Below are 24,491 nucleotides of genomic sequence, written 5' to 3' on the forward strand. Positions count from 1 at the left end.
CGGCTGCTTACGCCCGTGTGGCTGGCGGACTCGACCCCAGCTTGCGGCTTCGTGTGCGGCGCGTGCCACGGCCGGTTCTTTTTGTAGGAGAAGCGCGGAGGTGGTCGGCGATCAGTTTTGCCATCGCCTGCTGTTGTGGCTCGGTGGGCAGCGGTTGGTTTGTCACCATCTGACCGACCATCAGGCCGATGGGCGCTGCCCAGAGGAGATCCGCGATCGCCGCCGAATCTGTCGAGGATCCACCGATGAGTTCGGCGATGCGCGCCAAACCAGGTTGCAGCTCGATCAGTTGCTCGACGGCTAGTGTGTCACGTAGTGAGCGGGTGGCGATCAGGATCTCCATGGCAGACATGCTGGCGGGACTGTGAAACGCTTCCCACGCTGCCGCAACGAGGGCCTTCAAACGCTCGTCGTCGTCGGCAATGTCGCCAACGCGTTCCGTCAGATCGTTGATCGACTCGATCAACGTGGTGACGGCATGATCGATGACGGCGGTGAGCAATCCGTCGCGATCACCGAAGTGGTACTGGATAACTCCTGTGCTGACGCCCGCACGTTCGATGATGTGCCGGGTACTGGCAGCGGCAAACCCTTCTTCGCGGACGCAGTTGATTGTCTCGTTGATCACCAGCTCACGGGTGCGGTCCGCCCGTTGTTGTGCACGTTCTACGTTCCGGCGCGGCGAGGTTCGCGTTCGAGGTTTAGCGGCCATGCGCATCCCAACATCCTCCGCGAGCGTGCGTTGGCTCCCCATGGCGAGTGGTTGACATCGACATTGTTCATTGATGCTATGCCGAGCGTGGGTTTTTGCCGCGAGGTCGACGCGCGCCGCCTCATAGCTGCTTGGGGCCCAGCATGAAATCAACCCAGTTCTCGGCCCTATCAGATGCCACTGAAAACACACCGATCTCGCCGTTGGGGTATTGGAACTTTCCGGTGTGCGAGTCGTAGGTCGTGATCGCCACCCCGCTTGACTCGACACGGCCATATCCAGCGGCGGCCGGCGCTTCGGCGGGCAGAGGTGCAGGGTTCACGCTGTCCCCGGAGGGCAGAGGCGGTGGATTCGCCGCAGGTGGTGGCGCTTGCCCGTAGGGCGGGACCCACTGGTCGGGCGGAGGGAAATATGGAAGCGGCAGTGGCTGCGGGCCAGGAGTAACGGGCGGGACCGGTAGCGGGAACGGTGCCAGCGGCACGGGTCCGGGTCCAGGTGGTACGCCGGGGGGCAACTGAACGACCGGCGGCCCGGGGTCGTGGTCGGCCCCTGGCGGTATATATGGAAATTTGTTGTAGGGCAGTATGTTTCGCGGGTCGGTAATCGGGGTGGCTTCGGGAACCGGCGGTCCGCGCCACGGTGTGTTGCCGATTGGCACATAGCCTTGCGGATCGCGGCACAGTTGCACAGTGGGTGCGCGCTTGCCTGGAAATTCCTGGCACGGATAGTTGCGGGCGCCGCGCACTACCGAGGACGAACTGAACGGCACCTTGCAATACATGTCGGGCGGAAGGTCACGTAATGTCTCGTCGCCCGGCGACCGGATCATAGATGGAGGTATGAAGCCGACGTTGCACGGCGGTGTATCACCGAGCGCCAACTTGAAATCTACTTTCACACCTTCGTCGGCGGGCAGTTGTTCGGCAGCGTTGATCAGCACGGCTGTCACGGCGGGCAGGACGACGAGGACCTGCTCGATGGATTTGTTGTAGATGACACCGATCCGGCCGAAATTGGCCAAATTGGCTGCCAGCACGGGAAAGGACGGGCTGATCCCGTTCAATACGCTGGTGGCTGAGTCGGCAGCTGAGGGCGCCTCTTGGAGCAGGGTGCGTAGCTGGGGATCGGCGTTTCGCAGCTCAGCGGTGAACCGGGCCAGTCCATCGGCGAGGGATTTGATGTCGTCGCCGCTGCGGATCTGGGTGTCAAGCAACGGACCCGCCTGATCGATCAGCGATGCGGTGGCATCGCTGCTGTTGTTGAGTTCATCAACGAGTGTTCTCGTCGAGGAAATGAGGCGCGCGAGCTCCGGACCGGACTCGCCGAAGGCCTGGGCGGTCTCCCGCAGGACGTCTTCGACTCTGCTCTGATCGAGCGAGTTGACCAAGGCTTGCGCTTCTCGCAGCAGCGTGGCCACGTCGCTGGTCAAGGAGGTGTGCGACCGGTCGATCTGCCCCCTGTCGCGCAGTATTTCGGTGCTGTCGCCCTCGGCAGCGGGGGTCAGGTCGACGTACTGTTCACCGATGGCTGACACGCTCTTGACTTCGGCGATGACGTCAGCGGGAACCGGGGTGTCGGCGTCGAGTCGCATCTGGACATCGACGCTGAGGTGGTCGGTCAATTCGACATCGGTGACCTCGCCGATAGTCGTTCCGCGGTAGGTGACGTTCGCATTCTTGTAGATTCCGCCGGTCGCGGCGAAGTCCGCGGTGACAGCGTAGGTGCCCCAGCCCAGAGCATCAGGTACGCGTATGTAGAAGAACGTCATCACACCGATCGCGAGGACGGTGACGACGGCGAATGCGGTGAGCTGCCAGCGCACCAAACGGGTGAGCATCAACGGTGTCCCGGCGAAGACGCGGGGGGCACAGATTGCATGGGCGGGAATTTGAAGGGATCTGCGGCCTGTCCGGACAGGCTGGCTTCGGCGCCGATCAAATAGTCGGGCGCGGTGAGAATTTCGGAGAGATGCTTCATATTCGGATCCAGCCCTGAGGTGGTGAAGACGTTTTCCCCGAACCGGCGAACGGTCAGGTCCAGGGTGGCGATCGCATTGAGGTAATCACCGCGAACCGCTTGTTTGATGCCGGTCTGCGGAAAGGGATAGGTCGCCAAAATGGGCAGTGCGTCGATGAGCTGTTGCGAACTTTCATTGAGCGGCTTGACGACGGCATAAGCGTGTGAGAGGTCGGCGGCGAAGTCTGCCTTGGTCTGGGCGAGGATACGGGCGGCGATCTCGGCGAAGTGGTGCAGCGCTGCGAACGTCTTCACGAACTGCGCACCGTTGCTGTTGAGCACCCGCAGAGCCTCGGGGATCGTGTCGAGCACTTCGGAGAGCTGAGCGCTGTGTTGGGCGAATTTGCCCGTCACGCGGCTGACCGCTTCGATTGCGGTGACGATATCGCCACTTTGCTGATTAAGCGAGTTGGTCAGCTCCGTAAGCCGGGGCAGTAGATCGGCGAATTGTCCAGCGCGGCCTGCGACAGCTGAATAGAGCTCATCGGTGATGTCCTGCACGGCACCGAGATTGCCCTTGTTAACGACGATACCGAGCGACGATAGGACTTCCTCCGTGTTGGGATACCGCTCGGCGCGCTCGATCGGAATGGTTGCTCCATTGGACAATTCACCTTTAGCCGCTTCGAGGGTCGGTGCCGCGAGCTCGACGTGTTGGGAACCCAGTAGTGATGTTTGTCCGACGGTGACGGTCGCGTTGGCGGGCAGCTTGACCGCAGGGCTCAACGATAGCTGCAGCGCGGCGTAAAACGTTCCGTCGGCGCGCAGCCTGACCTCCTGACCGGAGACGCAGCCGACGGTGACGTCGTCGACCATCACCGGGGAGTTCTGCGGAAGTGTGGAGACATCGGGAAGTTCGACGGTGATCGTGAACGCTCCGGGGCCGTGACCTACCGTGCCGGGCATATCAAGGGAGTTCAGGCCGCCGAATTGGCAACCGGTGATCAGTGAGACCGCCAGTCCGGCGGCGAGGGCCGCGCGCGTCCAGCGTGCTCGTTGAATCCGCAGCAGTGCAATGTCGTTCATCCGCCTGGCCCTTGCGGGGGCGGGCCGGGCGGTGCGCCGGGGTCATCTGTTGACGGCGCTGCGGGCTCGAATTCGGGTGCAGGTGGGGGGAAGGCGGATGGGAGCAGCAGCGCTGAAATGTCAGAGCCGGGTGGCATGTCGATGGGCGTCACTCCCGGTAGCGGCTGCCATTGCAATTGCGACACCGGAGTCTGTGCTTTGGATTGGGTGGCCGGTGTGTCGTAGATCATTTGGCCCTTGTAAGCGGTGATGCTCGTGATCGGATGGAAGAGCACCGGCGGGAAGTTCATCATCAAGCGTTTGAGGACTGGCGCCATCCGCTGGCGGCAGATCTCGGTGCGGTTGTAGTACTCCGGTGTCGCGCCTGCGTCGTAGACTCCCGCGCACAGGAACTGGACGGGATTGCTGAAGTTGGGTAGCGAAAGAATCGCGCCGATCGAACCCTGCGCGGGGTTGTAGATGTTGTAGAAGTTGGCCAAACCGTTGGGAGCGACATGGAGCACCTGCTCGATGTCGGTGCTGTGCTCGGTCAGCAGTGTGGTGAAGTCGGCGAGCTTTTGGACTTGGCCGGTGATGCGCGTGTTGTTGTCGTTGAGGAAGCTTCGCACGTCCGTTAGCGCCGAGTTGAGGGCGTCCAGCGATGATGCGAGGTCAGTCGAGCTGTCGGCGAACACCTGTGACAACGACGCGACATGGGTGGAGAACTGCACGATCTGATCGTTACTGCGCGACAGCGCATCAACGAGGGTGTGGAGATTTTTGACCGTTCCCGCCAGGTCGGCGCTGGAATCACCTAGGCGGCCGGCGGTTTGAGAGAGTTCGCGTACCGCTTGGCGGAATCGCTGGCCTTGGCCGTCGAACGTGGTCGCCGCTTGGTCGACCGCTTGGCTGAGTGGGCCCTGCAACGAACCGTCGTGGGGGCCGAGTTGGGCGCTCAGCGTGGTCAGTTCTTCTTTGACATCGTCCCATTCGACCGGAACCGCGGTGCGATCCTCGCCGATGGTGGCGTTGTCTTCGAGTTTAGGACCCCCTGAGTACATCGGGGCAAGCTCGATTGTCCGTGCAGACACAAGGTTCGGCGCGACGATGATCGCTGCCGCGTCGGCTGGAACGGCAATCCCGTCTTGCACTGTGAAGGTGATCTTGGTGTTGTCTTCGCCGGGCCTGATGGACTCTACTTTTCCTACTGGCACGCCGAGGATTTCCACTCGGTCCCCCGGGTACAGGCCGACGGCCGAGGAGAAGTACCCGGTTACGGTCAGCGAGCGTTGCTCCGGCAAGGCCATCACCATCCCCCCTACGAAGAGGGCGAGAAGGACTGCTAGCAGGCCGGCTCGCGGGTACCGGCGACGAAGTACGGAACTCAGTGGTTTCATGGGGATTTCGGCCTGATGATGGCGCGGTCGGTGAGAAAGCCCCGCAGGAAGTCGACCAGGCTGTCGGGAACCTTGCCAGGTTGGAAGTAGGAGTCCAAGAGGACCGCGCCGATACTCGATGGTGGCACGCCGTAAACGTTGGCTTGGAAACCTGGCCCAGAACCGACCACTTCACCCAGCGCGGTGGAATACGCCGGCAGTCGCTTGAGGGCTTCTGAGATGTGTTCGCGGCGTTGGTTGAGGTTGTCCAGGACGAGATTCAGCTTGTCGAGCGTGACGCCGAAGTGATGACGGTTGTCGTTGACGAAGCCAGAAATCTGTTGTGCGACAGCTTTGATTCCAGAAATCAATTGGTCGATGGCCTGGCGCCGCGCCGACAGTTCGGCGAACAACGTGTTGCCGTCGATGATCAGCTGGTTGATTTGATTCGCTCGTGCCGCCACCACATCGGACAGAGACTTGGCGTGCCGAAGCATCTCCTGGATCTTCGTGTCTCGGGTATTGACGGCGCGAGACAGGTCTGTGATGCCGTCAAGCGCTGAGCGCAACTCAGGTGTGGCATCGCGCATGGCGTCGGTCAGGACCTGCAGTGCGTCAACGAATTTCGGTTGGTCGAGTTCGCCGACGTTGTGACCAAGATCCTGCAACGCATTGTTCAACGTGTAGGGAGTGGTCGTGCGATCCAATGGTATTGAATTGACCGTTCCCCCTCCGCGAGGGGTCACATCGACTGATCGCTGCCCTAAAACGGTGTCCGTCTTGATGGCGACGAGCGACTGGTCACCGACCCGGATGTGGCGGTCAACCGTGAAACCGACTTTTGCGGCGTGTTCGCTGAAAGCCAGCTCAACGGAGTCAACCGTACCGACGGTGACCCCGTAGACCTGGACGGGGTTGCCAGCCGTGATGCCGCCAGCGTGGCTGAAGTAGGCCACGTAGTGCATGCCTTTAGGCCAGAACGGCAGCTTTGTGTAGCCGAACATCACCAACATCAGGCAGACCAAAACGGCTATGCCGATGACTCCGGTCCGCAGCGGATCACGTTGCGGTGCAGCTCTACCTGGCAAAGTTGCACCTGCCTTTGTCCGCTGTCGGAGGGCTCACTGCCGGGAGCAGGATGTCGCTACCTGCAGGGCCGTTGATTTTGATGCGGACCGAGCAGAAGTAGATGTTGAAGAACGACCCGTAGGCCCCCAACGCGCTGAGCCGCAGGTAGTCCTCTGCCAGCGGTTCGATCGTCGCGTTGACATCTTTTTTGCGGTCGTCGAGCGCAGCGGCCAGTGGACCGGCATTCTCGAGAACGCCCTGCAGGGGCCGCCGACTTGTGGCCAGCAGCTCAGTGAGGTCCTGCTGAGCGGCAGCCAAGGGAGGCAGCGCCCCTGCGACAGAATCGCGCCCGCCGTTCACCGTGGAGATCAGCTGCTGCAACTGGTCGATGCTGTCGTTGAGCTCGGTGCTCTTATCGTCCGCGGCGGCGAGCACAACGTTGAGGTTGTCGATGACCTCACCGATAAGTTGGTCACGTTGTGCCAGTGTCTGAGTGAACTCGCCGGTGTTCGACAACACATCGGCGAGCGCGCCTCCCTTGCCTTGCAATAGCTCGATGATGGCGTTGCTTACTTCGTTGAGTTTGGCGCCGTCGAGGCCCTTCAACACCGGACGCAGCCCGCCTAGCAGCGCATCTAAATCGAGGGCGGGTTCGGTGTTGCTGAGCGGGATGGTGGCGCCAGGGGCAAGCTGACGTAAGTCTCCTGGCGCGTTGGCAATCTCGAGGTAGCGGTCACCGACAAGGTTCTGATACCGGATGGCGGCGCGGCTCGAGGTGTACAACTGCTGACTGCGATCGACACTGAACGTGATTCTCGCGTGGTCGCCATCGACTTCGATGTCGTCGACACTGCCGACGGCGATACCAGCGATACGGACATCCTGTCCTGTTTTGAGCCGAGACGCCGACGCGAACTCAGCGTGGTAGGTGGTGCTGGGGCCGAACCGAAACTGCCCGAATGTGATCACGAGACCGGCGAGAACCAAAAGCATCACCGCGGTGAAGGCGCCCACGGCCACCGCCGTTCGAGTGCCGGCCATCAGTAGTCGTCCTGTTCGGCGTAGGCGCCGTTGAAAAGGAACTGCAGAGTCGAGGGCGCATCAAACTGTAGTTCGGTATTGGGTTGATATGGCACGTAGGCGTTATCGGTGACCAGAAACGGCGGTCGGTACCACGAGCCGTTTCCCTGTTTGGTGGGCACATTCGGAAGACCACGGCAGTTCGGGCCGCCTGAAGCATTGACGATGGGCAGACTCTCCGGATATGTGTAGGCGGCTGAACCAGGAATGAAGCCAGCGTTGACGAACAGCGCAGGTTTTATGCCGCCGATATAGGGTCCGAACTTTCGGTAGGCCGACGCTAAAGCTGTTATCAGACAGCTGTATTCCGGTGAGTAGTCACCGGCGACTTGTAACGGTGCCCGCAGCCGTTGCACGGCGGCGATCAGGTCGTTCTCAGCGGGCCCAAGCGCGGCGGTGCCCGCCTCCGCCAGACCAGTCGCGGCCAGCAAAGTGGCGGTCAGATTGTGCTGTTCGTCGGTGATCGCACGGCTGATCGTGGGGATATGACCTAGGGCGGTGTTCAGGTCGTCGGCTGCGTCGGAATAGATGTCGGCCACGGTCCCAACTTTTCGGATGTCGGATTGAAGAGTGGGCAGTAGTGGATTGATCTTGGCCATGTATTCATTGAGGCCCACAAGGGCTTCGCCGGCGTTAGGCCCGTTACTGTGCAGGCCATTGCTCAGCGCCGAGACGGTTGAGTTGAGCTCGACAGGATCGATCTTGTTGAGAGTGTCGACCAACGTCTCGAACAGTGTGTTGACCTCAACAGCGACGTCGGAGGCCTGCAAGTGAGCTTCGGCCTTCAAGCGGTCGGCGGAGGGGTGCTCCGGCGGTAGAAACGCGACCGATTTGGCACCAAACACCGTCGTGCTGGCGATCTCAACGATCACGTTTGCCGGGATGCGCGCCATCTCGGCTCGACGGATAGCCAGGGTCAGCTGTGCCGACGCACCGTCGTACTCGATGTCCTTGACTTGTCCTATCTGGACTCCAAGGAACTTCACCTTGGCATCTCGGTCCATCACCAGGCCAGCCCGCGACGACGTCACGGTGATCACGTCCGTCCTGACGAAAGCCCCCGCGTAGGCAAGGTAGGTGAAACCCACTGCCGCTGTGATCAATAGCGCCATGACGAGCGCGGCGACACGAACTTTGCGTGCCCCGAGGTCCGGCGTCGCCACGCTCCCCCTTTGGCTACTGGACACGTGTGTCCGATGAACGCGAGCTCTTCAGACCCACCACACCCCGGTTCGACGATTCGACCCGCTGCACCCCGTAGGCAGACCCGCGATGATGATAGGCACATAAAATAGCAGATACAATGTTATCGCCTATGATATGTATTTCCCGACAAATCATTAAGGACGGCGGACAAACCCATGTGTGAAGCCTGGCCGATCTAGTCATGCACCGAGCGCCCCACGACCATCAACGGAGTTCCGATTCATGACAGAGACGACTAGCCGCGACGACCAGCGAAGCGCTTCAGCGAAGCGCGGACTCTCCTCACTGCAGAAGGCGCTCTTCGGCATCGTGGCGGTCTTCGTCGTGCTCCAACCGCTGTTCTGGTTCCTCGAATATCACGTCGGGTTGTCGCACACCATTGCGTCCAACACACTGGTGATCCTGGTCGTCTGCTGTTTCGCGACAGCGCTCGCGCTGCCATGGCTTCCGCTTCCGGACCAACGTGACCGTACGAGGTCCGAGCGGCTCGGTGCGATGGTGATCGTCTGGGTTTTCATCGCTCTGACTCCGAGATTCATATGGGAACTGCCGTGGCTCTTCTTCCTTGATCAGATCAGAGCGGGCGTGCTGGAGGGGTCAGTGTGGACGTACATGTGGTCTCCTTACCTCCTCGGTGGCGATGCTCGCTACCTGAACGGAGATCCGCTCGTCGTCACCCTCGAATGGGTCGCCGTCTTCGTCGGAGCGTTCGAGCTCTATGCACTGGTGCAGTTCTTCCGAAACGGAAAGCGGTTCACCAACAATCAACTCTCGTTCATCATGGGCGGAATGATCGTCGAGGTGATGCTGCCGGCGGTCTACTTCGGCGTCGAGATCGCGAACAATATGGAGAACGTGGCAAGTCCGCTTGACATGTGGATCAAGTTCATTCTGTTGAACCTCTTGTGGTGCACCATGCCACTCGTCACCTACTTCTGGGGTGTTCGAAGACTGGCCAGTCAGAATCTCGCGGTCACGTTCTAAAGCGCGCGGTGGAACAGATCGCTATGTAGCTCTATGCGCGACATCCGGGCCCAAGGACATTAGGACCTAGATCTTCGAACGAGGAAGGCTGCCTTCGCTGACCGCTCAACAGATTCTGGTAACGGGCGCGTTCGGGTTGGTCGGTACGGCAGTCGTTGCCACGCTTGCCGACTCAGGTCACACCGTGGTTGCCAGCGACCTCGACGTCCCTGCCCACCGCCACCGCGAAGGCGCCCTCGCGGCGTTGTCCGGGGTTCGGGTGGCTTGGGCGGATTTGACGAAGCAGGCCGACGTGCGACGGCTCATCGAAGAGGTAGCACCGACGGTCGTAATCCACCTTGCAGCGGTCATTCCCCCCTTCTGCTATGCCAAGCGCGAGCTTGCACGTGCGGTCAACGTCGAAGCCACCGAACATTTAGTCAGCGCGATGAGTGCGAGGGAGACGCCGGCTCGTCTGGTATTGGCGTCGAGCGTTGCCGTCTACGGAGCACGCAACCCACATCGCGATGTACTGACCGCCGCGACCGCTCGCAACCCCAGCGATCTTTATGGCTCGCACAAGTTCCTCGCCGAAAACCTCATCACCGATTCAAACTGACTGGGTGATTTTGCGACTCGGCGGCGTTCTGACGGCCGCGCCGCGTTACCGAATCGACCGGGATCTTGTGTTGTTCGAAGGTGTCCTTCCCGCCGACGGACGAATACAGACCGTTGATGTGCGCGACGCTGGGCGGGCGTTCGCGGCTGCGGCGATCACAAATCGCACGCGTGAAGTGTTTCTCATCGGTGGTGATGCGAGCCATCGCACCATTCAGCCCACGATTAGCGCCGACACAGCCGCGGCCATGGGCATGCGGGGTGGGCTGCCCGCAGGCCGACCCGGCGATCCAGACGACGATCGTAAATGGTTTGCCACCGGTTTGATGGATACCGACGATGCCCAGGATGCCCTTCAGTTTCAACAGCATTCGCTGCCGGATGTGTATACACAACTGCAATCGATCGTGGGATGGCGCCGCGTCGTAATGAGAATGATGGCACCGGCGGTACGTGTCTACCTAAGTTGGCACTCGCCCTACCGCCGGCTTGAAGGACGCTACGCCGACCCCTGGACAGCGATTCGGGACCGGTGGGGCGATCCAAGCCCGGACACGACAGGGCCGTGAGAGGTACGAGCGAAGTCGCCGTGGGCAACCGCTATTTTGAGTCCCGCTATGTGCTCTTCGTTATTGATGAAACGAGAAGCGGGCCAGGACTATCGTCCTGGCCCGTCTCGTTCGGTGGAGCTGCCGGGAATCGAACCCGTTTCCGGGTGCTGGTCCCTTAGCCGAACCTGCGCTGAGCTGCGAAATGACATTTGGTGTGATTCACCAGAATTGACCTCCGTGGACACCGAGTGTGCCCAAAATGTGCCCAAGGAGGCCCCTCGATTGACAGCACGCATGATGTGGGCCGCGAGCCACTTTACTCGGCGACATCAGCTGTAATTCAACAGCTTTGGCGCATCTCGACGATAGAATCGACTGAGGGGGACATCATCGATGTGAGGTGCTCACGATGTGTAGGACTTGCGCCGAGGAACAGAGGTCAATTTACGGCCTCCAGGCCCGCGTTCATTTTGCGAGCGCCTAATGGCGAAGCGACGCACCTACAAGCGCGACCGGCGGGGCCGATTCGCGTCCACCGGCGCCTCCCGTGGACGCCGGATCAGGCGCAAGATCAACCGGCGCCGTCCCCGGTATGTCCGTGGCAGCCTCGGTCACACGCTACGGGTCGGCCGCGTCGGACCCGGCGGTGAATACGCGGGCGTGCATGTCGGGGCGAAGTTACACACAAGGCGTCGGGGCGAGTACTACGTCGGGGTCTCCGCTGGCCGCAAAATAGTAACGCCGTTCTCGCCGTACTAGCCATCGACTAGACGGGGCCTTCGGCCGTGTCTGCTGAATTTGCATACGACGGCGAGCTCAGCCGAAGGACTTTGCGGAAAAGCCGACTCTTGCACGACGCACTCGCTTATCGTGCAGAGAACAGTTTGCCACGAGCAGGCGATACAGCAGTGGCATCCGCCTTTGGTTGCCCTTCAACGATTGCGAACCCGAGCACCAATCCCCCTGCCGACCTGTGCCAGTACTGCGATGGCAACGGCGTACGCAGACACGATAGGCCGACCCTCCGACACGTTGAGCCGCTTTGGGACTTGAGCTCGCCTGCGCACACACACCGCAGCGGCGTCACAAGAACTCGACCAACGGTGCGACGGCTGAATGCTGCGACCACTTGACCTCCAGACCGGCGCCCGCAAGTCTGTCGGTTCGATTTACTTAGGCTGGATGCCGCCGTGGGCGAGTTCCGCGGATAAGTCAGCGGTCTTGAGCAGCAGACCCGCGACGATGGCAGCGACGTGATCCTGACTGACTTCAAACTCTCCGCGCAGCCAGCCGGCGATGACTTCCATCGCTCCGCTCACGAGTGCGTAAGCAGCCATCTCGGAATCGAGTTCGTGTGCGCCTGCGCTGGGCGGCTTGTTGATCAGCGCGGCCATAGCTCGACCGATCGCGCGGGCACTCTCCAGCCGTGCTTGTTGCAGAACCTCAGAAGTATGCGAACGCAGGAGAAGTTGCACCAGTCTCGGATCAGAAGTGAGAAAGTCGAGTGCCGCGACGGCAGTCGCGTGGACTTGGGCGCGGATGTCTGGGGCGGCCGTCTGGTTCACTGCACCGACCGCCTCGAGTCCCCTGAGGGTGGCGTCCTGGACAATTGCCTCGATCACCGCATCAGCGTCGGTGAAGTGCTCGTAAAAGTAGCGATCGTTGAGCCGAGCGCGAGCACATATTGCGCGCTTTGAGACTCCGCGCGCGCCTTCCTTGGCGAAGAGGTCGAGGGCAGCTTCCATCAGCGCTGCGCGTCGGATGGCACGACGCTCATCGGCGGCGACGCCGCCATACGCCCGCTTCGCCGACATAGAGACCATTGTGTCCCACGCCTCCTGTATCGCTTGACCCGTACGATTTTTTGGTGCAGTCTGACTCCAGAATACTTTTTGGTGCCGTCTGGCACCAAAAGGTCCGCTCATCGGGAATGGAGCGCGCATGTCAGTCGACTCCCACGACGTCTCAGTCGCACCGATCGCAGCCATAGGCGATCGTGAGGTCCAGGCGATGGACGACGTGCGAACGCTGAGCTCGCCTGTCGCCGACCGATTCGAGCGCATCATGGGCTCCAAACTGGTCGCGATGTTCGCGCCTGCCCTTTTCGACGAGATGATGCATCCCGCGGTTTCGGCATCTCTGGTTGACACGGCGCGCATTCGAGATGACCCCTTCAACCGCGCGCGACGAACCGCGGCATCCGACCAGCTCGCCTTCTTCTCCCACAAGGCTGACCGTCAGGACGAGATGGAGCGGCTCGTGCGGCTACATCGAGATCTCACGGGCGTTCAACCCGACGGTAAGCGTTACAGCGCCCTGAGCCCCGAGCCTTGGAACTGGAACCTCATCAGCATCTTCTTCATGCATCGCGGTGTCTTCATCGCCGTCGGTGGCGAAACGCTGAGTCCGGCCGATAATCAGGCGATTTGGGACCGCTTCCGACATATGTGCGAGGGCCTCCAGATGGCCGGACGCGCAAGACAACTCGCAGAACGTTACGAAGACCTCTGCGCGTACTACGACCGCATGGTGGATGAAACCCTGACGCATACGGAGAGCCTCGACATCGTCGTCGACGCGACGCTCCGACCAAAGCGTCCGGAGTACGTGCCCTCGATATTTCAACCCGTGTGGACGCTCGTGGCGCCGGCCGTCGGCCACCTGGTCACAGTGCTGGGATTCGGCATCATGCATCCGAAGGTGCGCGCGATCGTCCCCGTCCCTTGGACTCGCCGCCACCAGCTCATATTCGCGATTGCGACGAGGGTGCTGCGCCTTGCCTACCGTAGCTTCCCGACCCGACTGCTCCACACGCCGCTGGCGCGGAACAAGTGGGAGTACGAACGGCTCGTCGCGCACTACAAGGGACTCGGTTTGACCTCGTTCTCCCCGGGTGCCGTCGAGACGTACGGGCACTGACGGTTGACGGCCCAAGACGCGGAAATAGCGACGTTCGACGGGCCGGACCCATTGCGGCGGCTCGAGATGCTGGGGTCGGCACTGGCTGGGCGCCCCGTCGCCGTCAAGCACGCCGGTTCAGGCGAACCGGCATGGACCGACGGTCAGACCATCTATGTCGACGCTGACATGACGGCGCAAGAGCGACTATCGGCGTTGGCGGTGCAGTCCAGCCTGATCTCGGCCGGCAGTCTCGAGTCGGCGATAGCGGCCAAATTGGTGCGTCGCCCGAACTTGGCACGTCGATACCTGGCGATCGAAGGCGTCCGAGCGGTGCAGGCGAACTCGTCACTACTGCCATCGAGTTTCAGTCGGCTGCTCGAGCGGGACGCACGGACGAGCTCAGCCGAGGACTCCTACGAGGTCGCCCGCACCCGTGAGCCCGTCGCGGAGCCGCCACCGCACTTCGGCGCCATCCACCCACGGAAACTGCTCACCAAGGAGCCCGAGTCGCAGCAGACAACCGAAGCGAACGAACACATTCCGCGCAAGACGCAGAGCAAGCCGCTCGAGGAGTTGGACGCGGACGCCGACGACTGTTCCGACTTCGACGATCCCTTCAGTAGCCCCGTCGGCGGGAGTGGACCGCTGGGCAAGCTGTTCGCCAAGCTGACGAGTTCGGTCCGGAAACTCAGCGGAAGTGGCCCGCCTGGCTCCGACTCCCCCACCCACCGAACCCGCTCGGGAGTGCGCGGCGTGAACGCCGTCCTCAGCCGCGCCACCTCGAGTGGCATTGACGACGAGCCGGGCCAGACCAACGGATTCAGTTACCCGGAATGGGACGTGTACCGGCACCAGTATCGCTGGGACTGGTGCACCGTGCACGAGTCGCTCCCCGAGCTGAAGCACGAAGTCACAGAGACGCACACCGACTCTCGGCTTCGCCGACCGCTGGCACGCCTTGGTGTCGGCCTACAACACTGCCACCGCCAGTCCCAAGGCGATGACATCGACATCGACGCGGCGGTAGAGGCACGCGTTGAAACGTTGGCGGGGTCATCTCCGGACGAAGCCGTCTACGTCGACACGCTCCGGCGGCGAAGGGACCTAGGTGTGCTGGTGCTCCTGGACGTCTCCGGTTCAACCGCAGAACCCGGCACGGTTGGCCGCACCGTCCACGAGCAGCAACGCGCAACCGCAGCGGCGCTGGTCGACGCGCTTCACCACCTTGGCGATCGAGTTGCGCTCTATGCGTTTGCTTCCCAAGGACGCTCATCGGTCAACGTCATGCCGATCAAAAGGTTCGACCACCAACTCGATAAATCGGTGATGAATCGTCTTTACGGCATCGTTCCTGGGGCTTATTCGCGACTCGGGGCTGCCATCCGGCATGGGTCAGCCGTGCTGGAAGAGAAGTCGGGTACTACGCGACGCCTGCTCGTGGTGATCTCCGATGGCCTTGCCTACGACCTCGGTTATGAACGAGACTACGGTGCCGCCGATGCCCGGCGGGCCTTGGCCGAGGCTCGGCGTCGTGGCACCGGATGTCTCTGCCTGACAGTCGGCGCAAGTACAGACGTCGCAGAGCTGCGCCGCGTCTTCGGCTCCGCCGCACACGCGACCATATCTCGGCCAGAAAAGCTTGCGGATCTGGTGGGGCCCCTCTTTCATTCAGCGCTGAGATCCGCTGAGGCCCGCCGTCGGAAGAGCCAGCGACAAGCGAGAGCGCTTGGCGTATCCGCACATTCACGACAATGAAGGGAATCTTGGCCAGTGACACTCAACGGCACCATCAATGACCGAAGGACGTCGACGGACGAAACGCGGCCGTGCTACGTCGGAGTCGGCGACGAGGAGCAGATTTCCAAATCCGCCCACCGGCAGGGGCTTTCAATCCTGCTGAAAGGGCCGACCGGATGCGGAAAGACGCGATTCGTCGAGGCAATGGCTCACGACATCGGCAGGCCGTTGATCACCGTCGCGTGCCATGACGACCTGACGACCGCCGACTTGGTTGGGCGTTTCCTGCTTCGCGGAGGCGAGACGGAATGGGTCGATGGGCCGCTTACGCGAGCCGTCCGGGAAGGTGCGCTGTGTTATCTCGACGAGGTCGTCGAGGCGCGACAAGACACGACGGTCGTGCTTCATCCACTTGCTGACCATCGGAGGGAGCTGCCGATCGAGCGCCTGGGAATCACACTCAAGGCCGCTCCGGGGTTCGGACTCGTGGTGTCCTACAACCCCGGATACCAAAGTGTGCTCAAGGATCTCAAGGACTCAACGCGCCAACGGATGGTGGCCATCGAGTTCGGTTTTCCACCGAACGATGTCGAAGAGAAGGTTGTCGCCGCGGAGGCCGGCATCACCCGGAAGCAAGCGAGTGAACTTGTTCAATTCGGCCATGCGATCCGTCGGCTCGAAAATGCCGGGCTCCGCGAGGTTGCCTCCACACGTGTGTTGATAGCCGCAGGACGGCTGATCGCCGACGGTCTCGACCCGGCCAAAGCGTCACGAGCCGCGATTGCCGGGCCACTTAGCGACGACGCCGCAACTACCGCGGGGCTCCTCGAGATGATCGAGGTGTATTTCGGTGCCTCCGGGTGATCGAACCTTCAAGAATCCAAAGGCCAAGATCCGAGGGAGAGCATCGATGACCACTGCACAGAGGAGACCATCGCCCGGCGGTGATCGGCTGGGAGACCATACGACTCCGCAAGGACGTTCCGTTGTCATCACGGGCGCCTCTCGTGGCCTCGGGTTGGCCTCCGCCGTCCACCTGTACAAGCGCGGTTGGCGTGTCGTCGGTGCCATGCGAAATCCGGATGACGGCCTGGCGAAGATCCGATCGGCTTGCGAGGCAGACGCCGAGGATCCGCGATTGATCGGCGTCCGACTCGACCTCAACGATGCTGAATCGATCGCATCCGCAGCGAGGTCGATCGAGGAGGCAGTGGGGGCGCCCTACGCGGTCGTGCACAACGCGGGGGTGACAGCCGTGGGTTGTGTGGAGGAAATGGGAATCGACGTATGGCGGGACATGTTCCACACCAACCTCTTCGGGCCGGTAGCACTAACGCAGGAGCTGCTACCTCTGATGCGACGAGCCGGTGAAGGGCGCATCGTCATCGTCTCCAGCGCTGGCGGTGTCCGCGGCATGCCTGCGATCGCCGCCTATTCCGCTGTGAAGGGTGCGTCGGAAAGGTGGGCCGAATCGATGGCCAACGAGGTCGCACCACTCGGTCTCGGTGTCAGCGTGCTGATCACCGGCACCTTCGACACCGACATAATCACCGACGAAGGGGCTCCGGATTACCGGGGTTTCGACGGGCCCTATGCGCCAGTGAACACCAACCTTGAGCGCAGAGGCCGTTTTGCGATGCGGTTCGCAGGCAAGCCCGAGCGCTTCGCTAAAGGGCTTGAGCAAGTTCTCGGCGCAAAGGGCCCGTACACCCGCCACGCGGTCGGTTGGGACGCGCACATGCTCTGTGCCGCCAATCGCCTCATGCCGACGCGAGTGATGCACCAGGTCACACGGCTTGCGATGGGTATACCGCGTCAAGGCACGGCGGCGCCATCGCATTAGCGCGCCCGTCCCGTTTGACGTTTATAGGAACTGTCACCACGTGACGGGAAGTTCGTTGATGCCATAGATGCCTGATTCGTTGTGGAACCTCAACTCTTCGATGGGGACCGCCAACCGCAAACCGGGCAGCCGCCGGGCCAGCGTCGCGAACGCTGTTTGCATCTCTACTCGCGCCAAGTTCTGCCCGATGCACTGGTGTACGCCGTAGCCAAAGCCCAGGTGCCCGCGGGTGCTCCTGCCGATGTCGAAAGTCTCCGGGTCGGGAACGAACGCGGGGTCCCAGTTTCCCGCTGGCAGATTCATCACCAGCATGTCTCCCGCTCGAATGAGTTCGCCTGCGATCGTGAGGTCTTCGATCGCAATGCGGTCTACTTGGGCGTGCACGATGGCCAGGTAGCGCATTAACTCTTCGACGATGTTCGCCACGATTGCCCGATCGTCGGTCTGGCCGAGCTGCTCAAAGACATCCCTGTGCTGCATCAGCGCGATCGTTCCCAGCGCAATCATGCTGGCGGTGGTTTCATGACCGGCCTGCATCATGATCACCCCGCTGATGGCAGCGGTCTCACGGCTAAGCTCGCCAGTGGCAATGTAATCGGTAGCGAGGCGGCTGATCAGATCATCACCGGGCTGGTGTAGTTTTCGATCCACCAAGTCCAATATGTAGATGAACATTGATACGAACGCCTGGGTTTGCTCGTCCGCCGTGGCTTGCGAGTCCATCGTCATCGCGGTGTGGTGTTGGAAGAGCTCGAGGTCTTCGGGCGGCACGCCGAGCAGCAGCGAGATGACTAGGGACGGCACTGGCAGCGCGAAGTTACCGAATAGATCTGCGGGCGAACCCTTGTCGATCATCCTGTCCAGATGCCGATCAACTAGTTTTTGGATCTTGGGCCGCATCGCTTCAGATCGCCGAAATGTGAAGTTGCGGGCCATCATTTGCCGTATTCGGTGATGCTCGGGATCATCTGTCCGAGCGAACATCACAGGCTCATCGCCGTCAGCAATCGAGGACATCACATCAACGGGAACGGTTTTTGCGCTCAACCGCGGGTCGACTAGCGCGGCTCGGATGTCCTGATAGCGGCTCACGACCCAGGCCGGTTGGCCTTGATAGATCGCCCGTCGCAAACCTGGCTCGTCCCGCCACGCCGCGGATTCAGGTGGAGGACGAAGTGGACAATGCACATCACGTGGCCCCGGGATAGGAGGAAGCTCCGCCTCAGCGCTGGAATCAGAAATTGGTGATGTCACTGTCGTTTTCCGTCATACGTCATATGTTCGCTGTTCAGTCAAGCTGATAGCCCACGCGATTGAAGTTGTCCCGACTCGGCACTCTGATCGCGTGCCAGACGCCCATCTGGAGCCGCCCAGGGCGAGTGCATCACGACGGGAGCCGCGCAGTCACAAGGGAGCTGACCGGAGCGGTGTCCACGAGATCCGGCGGAATCGGCCTGCCGTGGCGTTCCATCTCCTCGCGACTGTCAACCGATTCCACTGCCCAGCCGCGTCGAGACAGCCACGACGCTGTGTCGGTGGCGTCGTCGTCCTTGATGAACGACGCGACGTCCATGCTGACACCGATCGTGTCGCTCATGTCCTTGGCTCCGTCGCGCCACTTTCCCATCCGCGTCGCGCCGAAGGACACCTCGGCATCCGGGTAGACCTCGGCGGCCAACCAACTCCCGGGTGCGCTTAGCGAGGTGACGACGGTGAACAAGCGATCGTGGTCCTCTGAACTCAGATACGGAAGCAACCCCTCCGCGAGCCACGCGGTGGGTCTCGAGGTGTCGAAGCCCCCTGCTCCCAAGGCATTTGGCCACTTCTCATTGCGCAAGTCGATAGGCACGAGGTGCAACCTCGCGAGCGCCGACGCGCCGTGCGCCGTGAGAACGGAAGCCTTGAACGCCAACACTTCCGGCTGATCGATCTCATACACATCGATGTCGCGAAGGCACTGAAGTCGGTATGGCCGCGCATCGAGACCCGATGCCAGAATCACGATCTGCCGTATTCGGGCCTCCGCCGCGGCGGCGCAATAGTTGTCGAAGAAGACGGTGCGCGTGGCGACGTAGTTGCGTCCGGTCTCCGCTGCGCGTCGCCCCTTGTCGTCTTCGGGCCCCATCCAGGAGAGATCGCCGGTCGCCATTGTCTGCCATCCGGGCTCGTTCGCCGCCGCCACCATGATCGCGGCGAAATCGTCACGCACCAGAGGATGTGGCTGCGCCGTCTCGGCCGCACGTTGAGAGGCGACTCCGAGCGCTGTGGTCCCGAGATTGGCTGTGATTCCCCAACTCTCGTTGTGCCTGTCGGAACTCATGACGCCGAAACCATGGACGTGATCGCCTCGGCCAGGGGTCCCGGAGCATCGAGCATGACATATGTCAGGCTTTCCGAAATCTCGATCAGCTGCGAGTTCGGGAAGTCCGCTGCTAAGCGACGCCCGTGGTCCAATGGGAACATCGGGTCGCCGGCGGCCCAAACAAGGGTGACTGGCCCAGAGAAGGCTTTGATCGCCGGCACCGCCCGCAGCGTGAGCGCCGGGTCCAGAGAGGCCGTCACGGCGGCCGCCTGCCGTCGCGTTGCCGAGTCGGTTAGGAATGCTCCGAATATGGCGGACTTCTCGGCATCGGTGACTGGTTGCTTGCAGACAGCCTTAAGGAAGACACTCAAGCCCGGTTTCGTCGAAAGCGCCCAGAGCACTGCACTACCGAGGCGTGGGCTGATCTGGCACAGCTTGACGAGTACCCGAAACTGACCGGGTGGGAAGTGCTCGTAACTGTCACAGTTGGTGAAGACCAGGCTGCCGATCCTCGACGAATCGAGAGCGGGATCGCCGAGTGCTGCTAGCACCAAACCACCACCTGTGTCGTTGGCTACGAGCGTGACGCCTTGCAGATCAAGGGCTTCGAGGAAGCCGATAATGCGCCTTGCGGTGGCCGCAGCGCTCAGGTCAACACCGGACCGTACCGGTTCGTGTGCACCCAGCGGCCAGGTTGGGACGATGCACCGGGCGCTGCCTCCAATTGCGGCCACCACACGATGCCAGATCGCGCCCGAGACGTAGACACCGTGGACGAACACCACGACTGACCCCGCGCCGGTGTCTTCGTAGTCGATGACAGCACCGTCGACGACGCACGTCGGATTCATCGAGGCCTCTCCGCTATTGCCGCCCTAACGGTTGGACTCGCAGGCACAAGAGCGGTGATGTCCTCACCCTGAAGGAGTTTCACGGTCAGGTTGAGATCGAAGTAGTCCGTCCATCGGGTGATCTTGTTGTCATCGATGACGAAAGTACCCATCACCGGCACGGCGGGTTTTTCGCCGTTGGGCGTTTGTATGTAGTCAAGCCGCTCGGTCAGTACGACTAAACCGTCGCTGGCGATGTTCACGATTTCGAATGCGTACGCGTCGGGGAACATCGCAAACTGCGCGCCCATGTTGTCCAGGATCGCGTCGACCCCGGTGATCGCAGGCATTCCGACGTTTTGGTAGACGGCATTCTCAGCTAGCAACGGGCGTAAGGCATCCGGATCACGCTTCTCCATCAGCTCACAGAACTCGCGGACGATCGCGATGGGGTTTGACATCGAGGTCTCCTCACATTGGTGGGCAGGACTCAGGGCTTCGATCGGGAGCACCTGCGGGGGCTGAACTACCAGGATGATGGACGCCGAGTCGCAACCGTGTGGCGCTCGTCATCACGTCGCGAGCTGATCATCCGACTTTATTCGGCGCGCAGCGGTCACTGACGGATCCCAGCTGAACGCTCGGACGTCCGTTGGGTTGGGCCATCTCCCAGCCGGACCATATACCGACCGAGTACGGCCCCTCCTGACCGTTCTGCTCGTAGAACCCCTGCGGGTCATAGACTTTCGCGTCCGGGTACGGCCAAGGGCACGCGACTGACGTCGCGATCCTCGTCCACTTGAAAGAGGCGAAAGCGAGCCCATAGACCAGATAGAACAGGTTGACGATGATGAGCATTACCATGAACGACCCGAGTGCCGGCCGAGTCGGGAAGAGGCGGGCGCGCTTGGCGAGCTTCTCCGACACCGTGCGGCCCGTGTCATCGCGATAGACCAGGATTCCCGCGGGGATCATGACGAGAGTAACCAGCGACGACTCCCAAAGCAGTGGGAACTGATGAGGGGTCCCTACGAAGATCGAACCGAACGGAATCACCTGCGAGTAGATGTAGAGACCGGTGTGGATCATCGCGACCTCGAGGATCATGTCGATGATGAATCCGAAGAGGAAGATCAGCACGCCGAGACTGAGCAACGGATGGCGCCACACGAAAGTGTCGGCGGTCCTTCGCGCCTGAATCTTGCGGAGCGCCCAGACAGCTGGGAAGTAGGGGCCGAACTGGAACATCACGTAGCCAAAGACAACGAACGGTTCGACGGTCGGCGCAAGCGATACGTATGGCCACGACTCGGGCCAGTGCCACAGACGCGGGTCGTACACCGCGTACGGTGCCCAGTTCATCATCGGGTCCTGCCAGACGATGATGGTTGTCACCAGGCCCATGAGGATGTACGGGTGTGGTCCATAGCGGCGCCATCCCCACACAGCGGCCACGATGAGGCCGACCACGGCAATGACCGTGAAGATCTGCAGCACGGCGATCCAGTGATCGAAGCCGAGTAGCGGCTCGACAGGCCGCGGCGCGCCTTTGACGTTCGGATTCGCGATTCGCTCATCGGGGTAATTCGTTGCGTTCCACCCAATCGCGACTACCGTCGCGACACCTAGTGCAGTCCACACCCACGTCCACACGCTGGTCGACGAGCGCGAAGATTGCGCGTCCGGCGGATCGGCCGACTTCGATGTCTGCTCAGTTGTCACTGGTTTTCCTCACTTTGACGCGCGCATAAAGGGTCGGGTTCGCAGCGGGCCCGACGGCTCCGGTCTGCCGATCTAGAGCTGGCGGATCGTCGCCCTTTGACTTCAGGCCGCAGTTGCCCGGTGATGCCGACACCCTGGGCGGGTCGAGACGACGCCGCGGCTTCGTCGTTGTCGGGCGGATGGGTCGACACACGATTTCTGGGCGCTGCGATCATGCCAACCGACATGGCCTTCACCTCCGCACCAATCTGGGGCATACCGGCACCAGAAAATGTTGTGGTGTCAGACTGCACCAGAAATAACTTGCGGTCAAGCAATTGCGTGGACGAGCCCTGCGAAGGTTGTGCGGAGCCGCGCCCCACCGGAGCATTAGCTGCCCGGTCGCCCAGGAATGCGTAGACGAATCACGTCTGAACGGCGACGGCGTCGACCGCGAGATACCGGTACACGGTGGCGCGGACACGCCCAACATATTCGCGATGTCGATCGCGGTGAGCCCCCTTCTCCCGCATGTTGCGCGCCTTAGCGGCGGCGACGTCATCGACCTTGCGGGGACGTCCACCCCTGTGGCCGTTGGCGGCAGCAGCAGCAAGTTCGGCGCGCGTCCGCTCAATCATGGTGTCGCGTCGTCAGCGCACGGATGAGGGCGTTCGACTGCCATTAGCCCACAGATAGAGTGCGGTACCGGCTCCACCGCGAGCAGCCCTATCGGTGGGAGGGACGTAATGGATGAACCCGGCACTGACTACCTACCCCCTGCCGGTACCTGGCTACGAGCCGCCGCATACTTTTTGCCATACCGAAGAGGTCTATTTCACCGCCATCTGCGCACTATGCGAGCCGGAATGGCAGTAGTTGGCGCAGCAACGGCGTGCCACGATGTCGAAGTCGTTTCGGTGTCGGCAACATCCACCGTGCGGATTCATCGGCCGAGCACTCTCGGGGACAGGTGGCCCGCGGTGCTGTGGATTCACGGCGGCGGCTACGTATGGGGATCGGCGGCAGTGAATGACCGCGCCGTGCGGAGGATGTCTGAGAGCCTCGGCGTCCTGGTGGCGAGCGTCGAATATCGGCTAGCCCCCGAACATCCTTATCCGGCAGCGCTCGATGATTGCTACGGCGCCCTTGAATGGCTATCCGCTCGCGACGATATCGATCATCGACGAGTTCTCGTAGCCGGTAAGTCAGCCGGTGGTGGCCTTGCCGCGGCCCTCGCCCTGCGTTGGACCGACGCTGGGTCGAACCGCCTCGCAGGCCAGGTTCTCATCTACCCGATGCTCGATGACAGGACGGTTCAGCGGGCTACTCCCAACGCCGCAAGAGGCTGGCCGCCCGAAGACAACGGATTCGGATGGCGCTCCTACCTCGGTTGCGAGCCAGGCGCAGACGGCGTGAATCCTTACGCATCAGCGGCGCGACGCGCCGATCTGTCAGGACTTCCCCCTGCCTGGATCGGCGTGGGCACCGAAGATCTATTCCACGACGAGAGCGTCGACTACGCGAACCGGCTCCGCGCAGCAGGAGTGTCGACTCACCTAGCTGTGGTCCCAGACGCTTACCACGGATTCGACATCGTGGGTGCACACACTTTCGCGGTTCGGCATTTCACCGAGAATATGTACGCTGCGATGCGGCGGATGCTGAGGCCGCAAAGGCGCGCGCATTAGTTCCTTTGCCCCTAACGACCATCCGAGCAACGCGTTCGATCTGGCGGGTCACCCACGGGCCTCCAAAACGAGACGTGTAGGCGAGCTGCCATCGAACGCTACATATCACACGACCCCGTTTTCAGCGAGATATCGATACACAGTGGCGCGCGAGACGCCGAGCATTTTCGAGATGTCACTCGCAGCAACCCCTTTGGCGCGGAGACCACGAGCTTTGGCGGCATCGACGTCGTTAATTTTTCGCGGACGTCCGCCCTTCCGACCATTCGCCGCAGCCGCCATCAGCCCGGCACGGGTGCGCTCGATCATGGTGTCCCGCTCCAGCTGGGCGAACGCCGCCATAATGGTCAACATCGCCTTGCCCATCGCCCCCTGGGTGTGCAAGCCCTCGGTAATACTGCGGAACCCGATCCCGCGTGACGTCAACTCATTAACGACGGCGAGAATGTGCTGGGTGTTGCGCCCGAGCCGGTCCAGTTTCCAGACGGTGAGCACGTCACCCTCGCGGAGGTGGTCGAGACATGCATCAAGGTGGGGTCGGCACGCGGTCGCGCCACTCACGCCATGGTCGGTGAAGATGCGGGTGGCCCCGGCTTCCTCAAGCGCGTCGAGCTGAAGCTGGGGATTCTGGTCAACCGTCGACACCCTCGCGTATCCAATCGTTGCCAACTGCAGCTCCTGTCTCATAATCCCGTCGGACTACCGGTTCTGATACTAGAGGTTATGAGACTGGTTTTCAAGACAACGATGGAATCGTTGAGCCTGGAAGCGGGCGTGCCGACGAACGACATGACTCAGTCGCATCAACCCATCGTTTTCGAGACAGCCGCACCTTGCCGTTCAACGCGCGGATAAACAAGCTGAGGCAGCGAAGGAGCCTGGAGTCCACCAACG

General features: G+C 61.7%; 23 protein-coding genes. 7 read left to right on the forward strand and 16 right to left on the reverse strand.

Going from position 1 to position 24,491, the window contains the following annotated elements:
* Positions 1-7: 7 nt before the first annotated feature.
* From AB4Z42_RS08770 to AB4Z42_RS08800, 7 genes are all read right to left on the reverse strand, one after another.
* Positions 8-712: a TetR/AcrR family transcriptional regulator gene (locus AB4Z42_RS08770; protein WP_442008893.1), complete on the reverse strand. Its 705-nt coding sequence runs from the start codon at positions 710-712 to the stop codon at positions 8-10.
* Between the two features lie 121 nt (positions 713-833).
* Positions 834-2,549 (reverse strand): MCE family protein, encoded by a 1,716-nt coding sequence (locus AB4Z42_RS08775; RefSeq protein WP_442008725.1) that lies wholly within the window; start codon positions 2,547-2,549, stop codon positions 834-836.
* On the reverse strand, positions 2,549-3,754 hold the full coding sequence (locus tag AB4Z42_RS08780; protein ID WP_442008726.1) for an MCE family protein: 1,206 nt from the start codon (positions 3,752-3,754) through the stop codon (positions 2,549-2,551). The genes AB4Z42_RS08775 and AB4Z42_RS08780 overlap by 1 nt, the downstream gene beginning before the upstream one ends.
* On the reverse strand, positions 3,751-5,130 hold the full coding sequence (locus AB4Z42_RS08785; protein WP_442008727.1) for an MCE family protein: 1,380 nt from the start codon (positions 5,128-5,130) through the stop codon (positions 3,751-3,753). Before AB4Z42_RS08785 ends, AB4Z42_RS08780 begins: the two co-directional genes overlap by 4 nt.
* Positions 5,127-6,197: an MCE family protein gene (locus AB4Z42_RS08790; RefSeq protein ID WP_442008728.1), complete on the reverse strand. Its 1,071-nt coding sequence runs from the start codon at positions 6,195-6,197 to the stop codon at positions 5,127-5,129. The genes AB4Z42_RS08785 and AB4Z42_RS08790 overlap by 4 nt, the downstream gene beginning before the upstream one ends.
* A complete protein-coding gene (locus tag AB4Z42_RS08795; protein WP_442008729.1) occupies positions 6,187-7,218 on the reverse strand; it encodes an MCE family protein in 1,032 nt (343 codons plus the stop codon). Before AB4Z42_RS08795 ends, AB4Z42_RS08790 begins: the two co-directional genes overlap by 11 nt.
* Positions 7,218-8,420: an MCE family protein gene (locus AB4Z42_RS08800; RefSeq protein ID WP_442008730.1), complete on the reverse strand. Its 1,203-nt coding sequence runs from the start codon at positions 8,418-8,420 to the stop codon at positions 7,218-7,220. Before AB4Z42_RS08800 ends, AB4Z42_RS08795 begins: the two co-directional genes overlap by 1 nt.
* Positions 8,421-8,685: 265 nt before the next feature.
* On the opposite strand from AB4Z42_RS08800, the gene AB4Z42_RS08805 reads away from it, so the two are divergent.
* Positions 8,686-9,447, forward strand: coding sequence for a hypothetical protein (locus tag AB4Z42_RS08805; protein ID WP_442008731.1), 762 nt, complete (start codon positions 8,686-8,688; stop codon positions 9,445-9,447).
* A gap of 136 nt (positions 9,448-9,583) precedes the next feature.
* Positions 9,584-10,045 carry an NAD-dependent epimerase/dehydratase family protein gene (locus AB4Z42_RS08810; protein ID WP_442008732.1) on the forward strand — a complete coding sequence of 154 codons (462 nt, stop codon included), beginning with the start codon at positions 9,584-9,586 and terminating at the stop codon, positions 10,043-10,045.
* Here AB4Z42_RS08810 and AB4Z42_RS08815 read toward each other — a convergent pair.
* Both AB4Z42_RS08815 and AB4Z42_RS08820 read right to left on the reverse strand, forming a co-directional pair.
* Positions 10,029-10,415, reverse strand: a complete 387-nt coding sequence (locus tag AB4Z42_RS08815; RefSeq protein ID WP_442008733.1) for a hypothetical protein — start codon at positions 10,413-10,415, stop codon at positions 10,029-10,031. The genes AB4Z42_RS08810 and AB4Z42_RS08815 overlap by 17 nt on opposite strands.
* A 1,349-nt stretch (positions 10,416-11,764) precedes the next feature.
* Positions 11,765-12,409 carry a TetR/AcrR family transcriptional regulator gene (locus AB4Z42_RS08820; protein ID WP_442008734.1) on the reverse strand — a complete coding sequence of 215 codons (645 nt, stop codon included), beginning with the start codon at positions 12,407-12,409 and terminating at the stop codon, positions 11,765-11,767.
* A gap of 127 nt (positions 12,410-12,536) precedes the next feature.
* On the opposite strand from AB4Z42_RS08820, the gene AB4Z42_RS08825 reads away from it, so the two are divergent.
* From AB4Z42_RS08825 to AB4Z42_RS08840, 4 genes are all read left to right on the forward strand, one after another.
* Positions 12,537-13,514 (forward strand): oxygenase MpaB family protein, encoded by a 978-nt coding sequence (locus AB4Z42_RS08825; protein ID WP_442008735.1) that lies wholly within the window; start codon positions 12,537-12,539, stop codon positions 13,512-13,514.
* Between the two features lie 66 nt (positions 13,515-13,580).
* A complete protein-coding gene (locus AB4Z42_RS08830) occupies positions 13,581-15,251 on the forward strand; it encodes a nitric oxide reductase activation protein NorD (protein WP_442008894.1) in 1,671 nt (556 codons plus the stop codon).
* A gap of 15 nt (positions 15,252-15,266) precedes the next feature.
* Positions 15,267-16,097, forward strand: a complete 831-nt coding sequence (locus AB4Z42_RS08835; protein ID WP_442008736.1) for a CbbQ/NirQ/NorQ/GpvN family protein — start codon at positions 15,267-15,269, stop codon at positions 16,095-16,097.
* Positions 16,098-16,143: 46 nt separating this feature from the next.
* On the forward strand, positions 16,144-17,076 hold the full coding sequence (locus AB4Z42_RS08840; protein ID WP_442008737.1) for an SDR family oxidoreductase: 933 nt from the start codon (positions 16,144-16,146) through the stop codon (positions 17,074-17,076).
* Positions 17,077-17,109: 33 nt separating this feature from the next.
* On the opposite strand, the gene AB4Z42_RS08845 is transcribed toward AB4Z42_RS08840, so the two are convergent.
* From AB4Z42_RS08845 to AB4Z42_RS08870, 6 genes are all read right to left on the reverse strand, one after another.
* Positions 17,110-18,330, reverse strand: a complete 1,221-nt coding sequence (locus AB4Z42_RS08845; RefSeq protein ID WP_442008738.1) for a cytochrome P450 — start codon at positions 18,328-18,330, stop codon at positions 17,110-17,112.
* A 130-nt stretch (positions 18,331-18,460) separates the two neighbouring features.
* The gene (locus AB4Z42_RS08850; RefSeq protein WP_442008739.1) at positions 18,461-19,396 is read right to left on the reverse strand and encodes an SAM-dependent methyltransferase; all 936 of its coding nucleotides are present in this window, start codon (positions 19,394-19,396) and stop codon (positions 18,461-18,463) included.
* A complete protein-coding gene (locus tag AB4Z42_RS08855) occupies positions 19,393-20,229 on the reverse strand; it encodes an alpha/beta fold hydrolase (protein WP_442008740.1) in 837 nt (278 codons plus the stop codon). The genes AB4Z42_RS08850 and AB4Z42_RS08855 overlap by 4 nt, the downstream gene beginning before the upstream one ends.
* A complete protein-coding gene (locus AB4Z42_RS08860) occupies positions 20,226-20,669 on the reverse strand; it encodes a limonene-1,2-epoxide hydrolase family protein (protein ID WP_442008741.1) in 444 nt (147 codons plus the stop codon). Before AB4Z42_RS08860 ends, AB4Z42_RS08855 begins: the two co-directional genes overlap by 4 nt.
* A 127-nt stretch (positions 20,670-20,796) precedes the next feature.
* Positions 20,797-21,930, reverse strand: a complete 1,134-nt coding sequence (locus AB4Z42_RS08865; protein ID WP_442008742.1) for a spirocyclase AveC family protein — start codon at positions 21,928-21,930, stop codon at positions 20,797-20,799.
* 404 nt (positions 21,931-22,334) lie between these two features.
* Entirely contained in the window at positions 22,335-22,547 is a 213-nt protein-coding gene (locus AB4Z42_RS08870) for a hypothetical protein (protein WP_442008743.1), read from the reverse strand.
* Positions 22,548-22,775: 228 nt separating this feature from the next.
* On the opposite strand from AB4Z42_RS08870, the gene AB4Z42_RS08875 reads away from it, so the two are divergent.
* Entirely contained in the window at positions 22,776-23,597 is an 822-nt protein-coding gene (locus AB4Z42_RS08875; RefSeq protein ID WP_442008744.1) for an alpha/beta hydrolase, read from the forward strand.
* Between the two features lie 105 nt (positions 23,598-23,702).
* Here AB4Z42_RS08875 and AB4Z42_RS08880 read toward each other — a convergent pair whose 3' ends face one another.
* Complete coding sequence (locus tag AB4Z42_RS08880; protein WP_442008745.1) at positions 23,703-24,266, reverse strand: recombinase family protein; 564 nt, start codon at positions 24,264-24,266, stop codon at positions 23,703-23,705.
* Between the last annotated feature and the right edge of the window lie 225 nt (positions 24,267-24,491).

The sequence above is a fragment of the Mycobacterium sp. 2YAF39 genome (assembly GCF_052114565.1).
In the GTDB taxonomy this organism is placed as follows: Bacteria; Actinomycetota; Actinomycetes; order Mycobacteriales; family Mycobacteriaceae; genus Mycobacterium.

Bases quoted from the DNA above. Each gene is read 5' to 3' on its own strand.
- AB4Z42_RS08875 (WP_442008744.1), top strand. From the start codon at position 22,776: ATGGCAGTAGTTGGCGCAGCAACGGCGTGCCACGATGTCGAAGTCGTT.
- AB4Z42_RS08855 (WP_442008740.1), bottom strand. From the start codon at position 20,229: ATGAATCCGACGTGCGTCGTCGACGGTGCTGTCATCGACTACGAAGAC.
- AB4Z42_RS08820 (WP_442008734.1), bottom strand. From the start codon at position 12,409: ATGTCGGCGAAGCGGGCGTATGGCGGCGTCGCCGCCGATGAGCGTCGT.
- AB4Z42_RS08850 (WP_442008739.1), bottom strand. From the start codon at position 19,396: ATGAGTTCCGACAGGCACAACGAGAGTTGGGGAATCACAGCCAATCTC.
- AB4Z42_RS08860 (WP_442008741.1), bottom strand. From the start codon at position 20,669: ATGTCAAACCCCATCGCGATCGTCCGCGAGTTCTGTGAGCTGATGGAG.
- AB4Z42_RS08805 (WP_442008731.1), top strand. From the start codon at position 8,686: ATGACAGAGACGACTAGCCGCGACGACCAGCGAAGCGCTTCAGCGAAG.
- AB4Z42_RS08775 (WP_442008725.1), bottom strand. From the start codon at position 2,549: ATGCTCACCCGTTTGGTGCGCTGGCAGCTCACCGCATTCGCCGTCGTC.
- AB4Z42_RS08840 (WP_442008737.1), top strand. From the start codon at position 16,144: ATGACCACTGCACAGAGGAGACCATCGCCCGGCGGTGATCGGCTGGGA.
- AB4Z42_RS08785 (WP_442008727.1), bottom strand. From the start codon at position 5,130: ATGAAACCACTGAGTTCCGTACTTCGTCGCCGGTACCCGCGAGCCGGC.
- AB4Z42_RS08830 (WP_442008894.1), top strand. From the start codon at position 13,581: ATGCTGGGGTCGGCACTGGCTGGGCGCCCCGTCGCCGTCAAGCACGCC.
- AB4Z42_RS08825 (WP_442008735.1), top strand. From the start codon at position 12,537: ATGTCAGTCGACTCCCACGACGTCTCAGTCGCACCGATCGCAGCCATA.
- AB4Z42_RS08815 (WP_442008733.1), bottom strand. From the start codon at position 10,415: ATGCTGTTGAAACTGAAGGGCATCCTGGGCATCGTCGGTATCCATCAA.
- AB4Z42_RS08770 (WP_442008893.1), bottom strand. From the start codon at position 712: ATGGCCGCTAAACCTCGAACGCGAACCTCGCCGCGCCGGAACGTAGAA.
- AB4Z42_RS08780 (WP_442008726.1), bottom strand. From the start codon at position 3,754: ATGAACGACATTGCACTGCTGCGGATTCAACGAGCACGCTGGACGCGC.
- AB4Z42_RS08870 (WP_442008743.1), bottom strand. From the start codon at position 22,547: ATGATTGAGCGGACGCGCGCCGAACTTGCTGCTGCTGCCGCCAACGGC.
- AB4Z42_RS08795 (WP_442008729.1), bottom strand. From the start codon at position 7,218: ATGGCCGGCACTCGAACGGCGGTGGCCGTGGGCGCCTTCACCGCGGTG.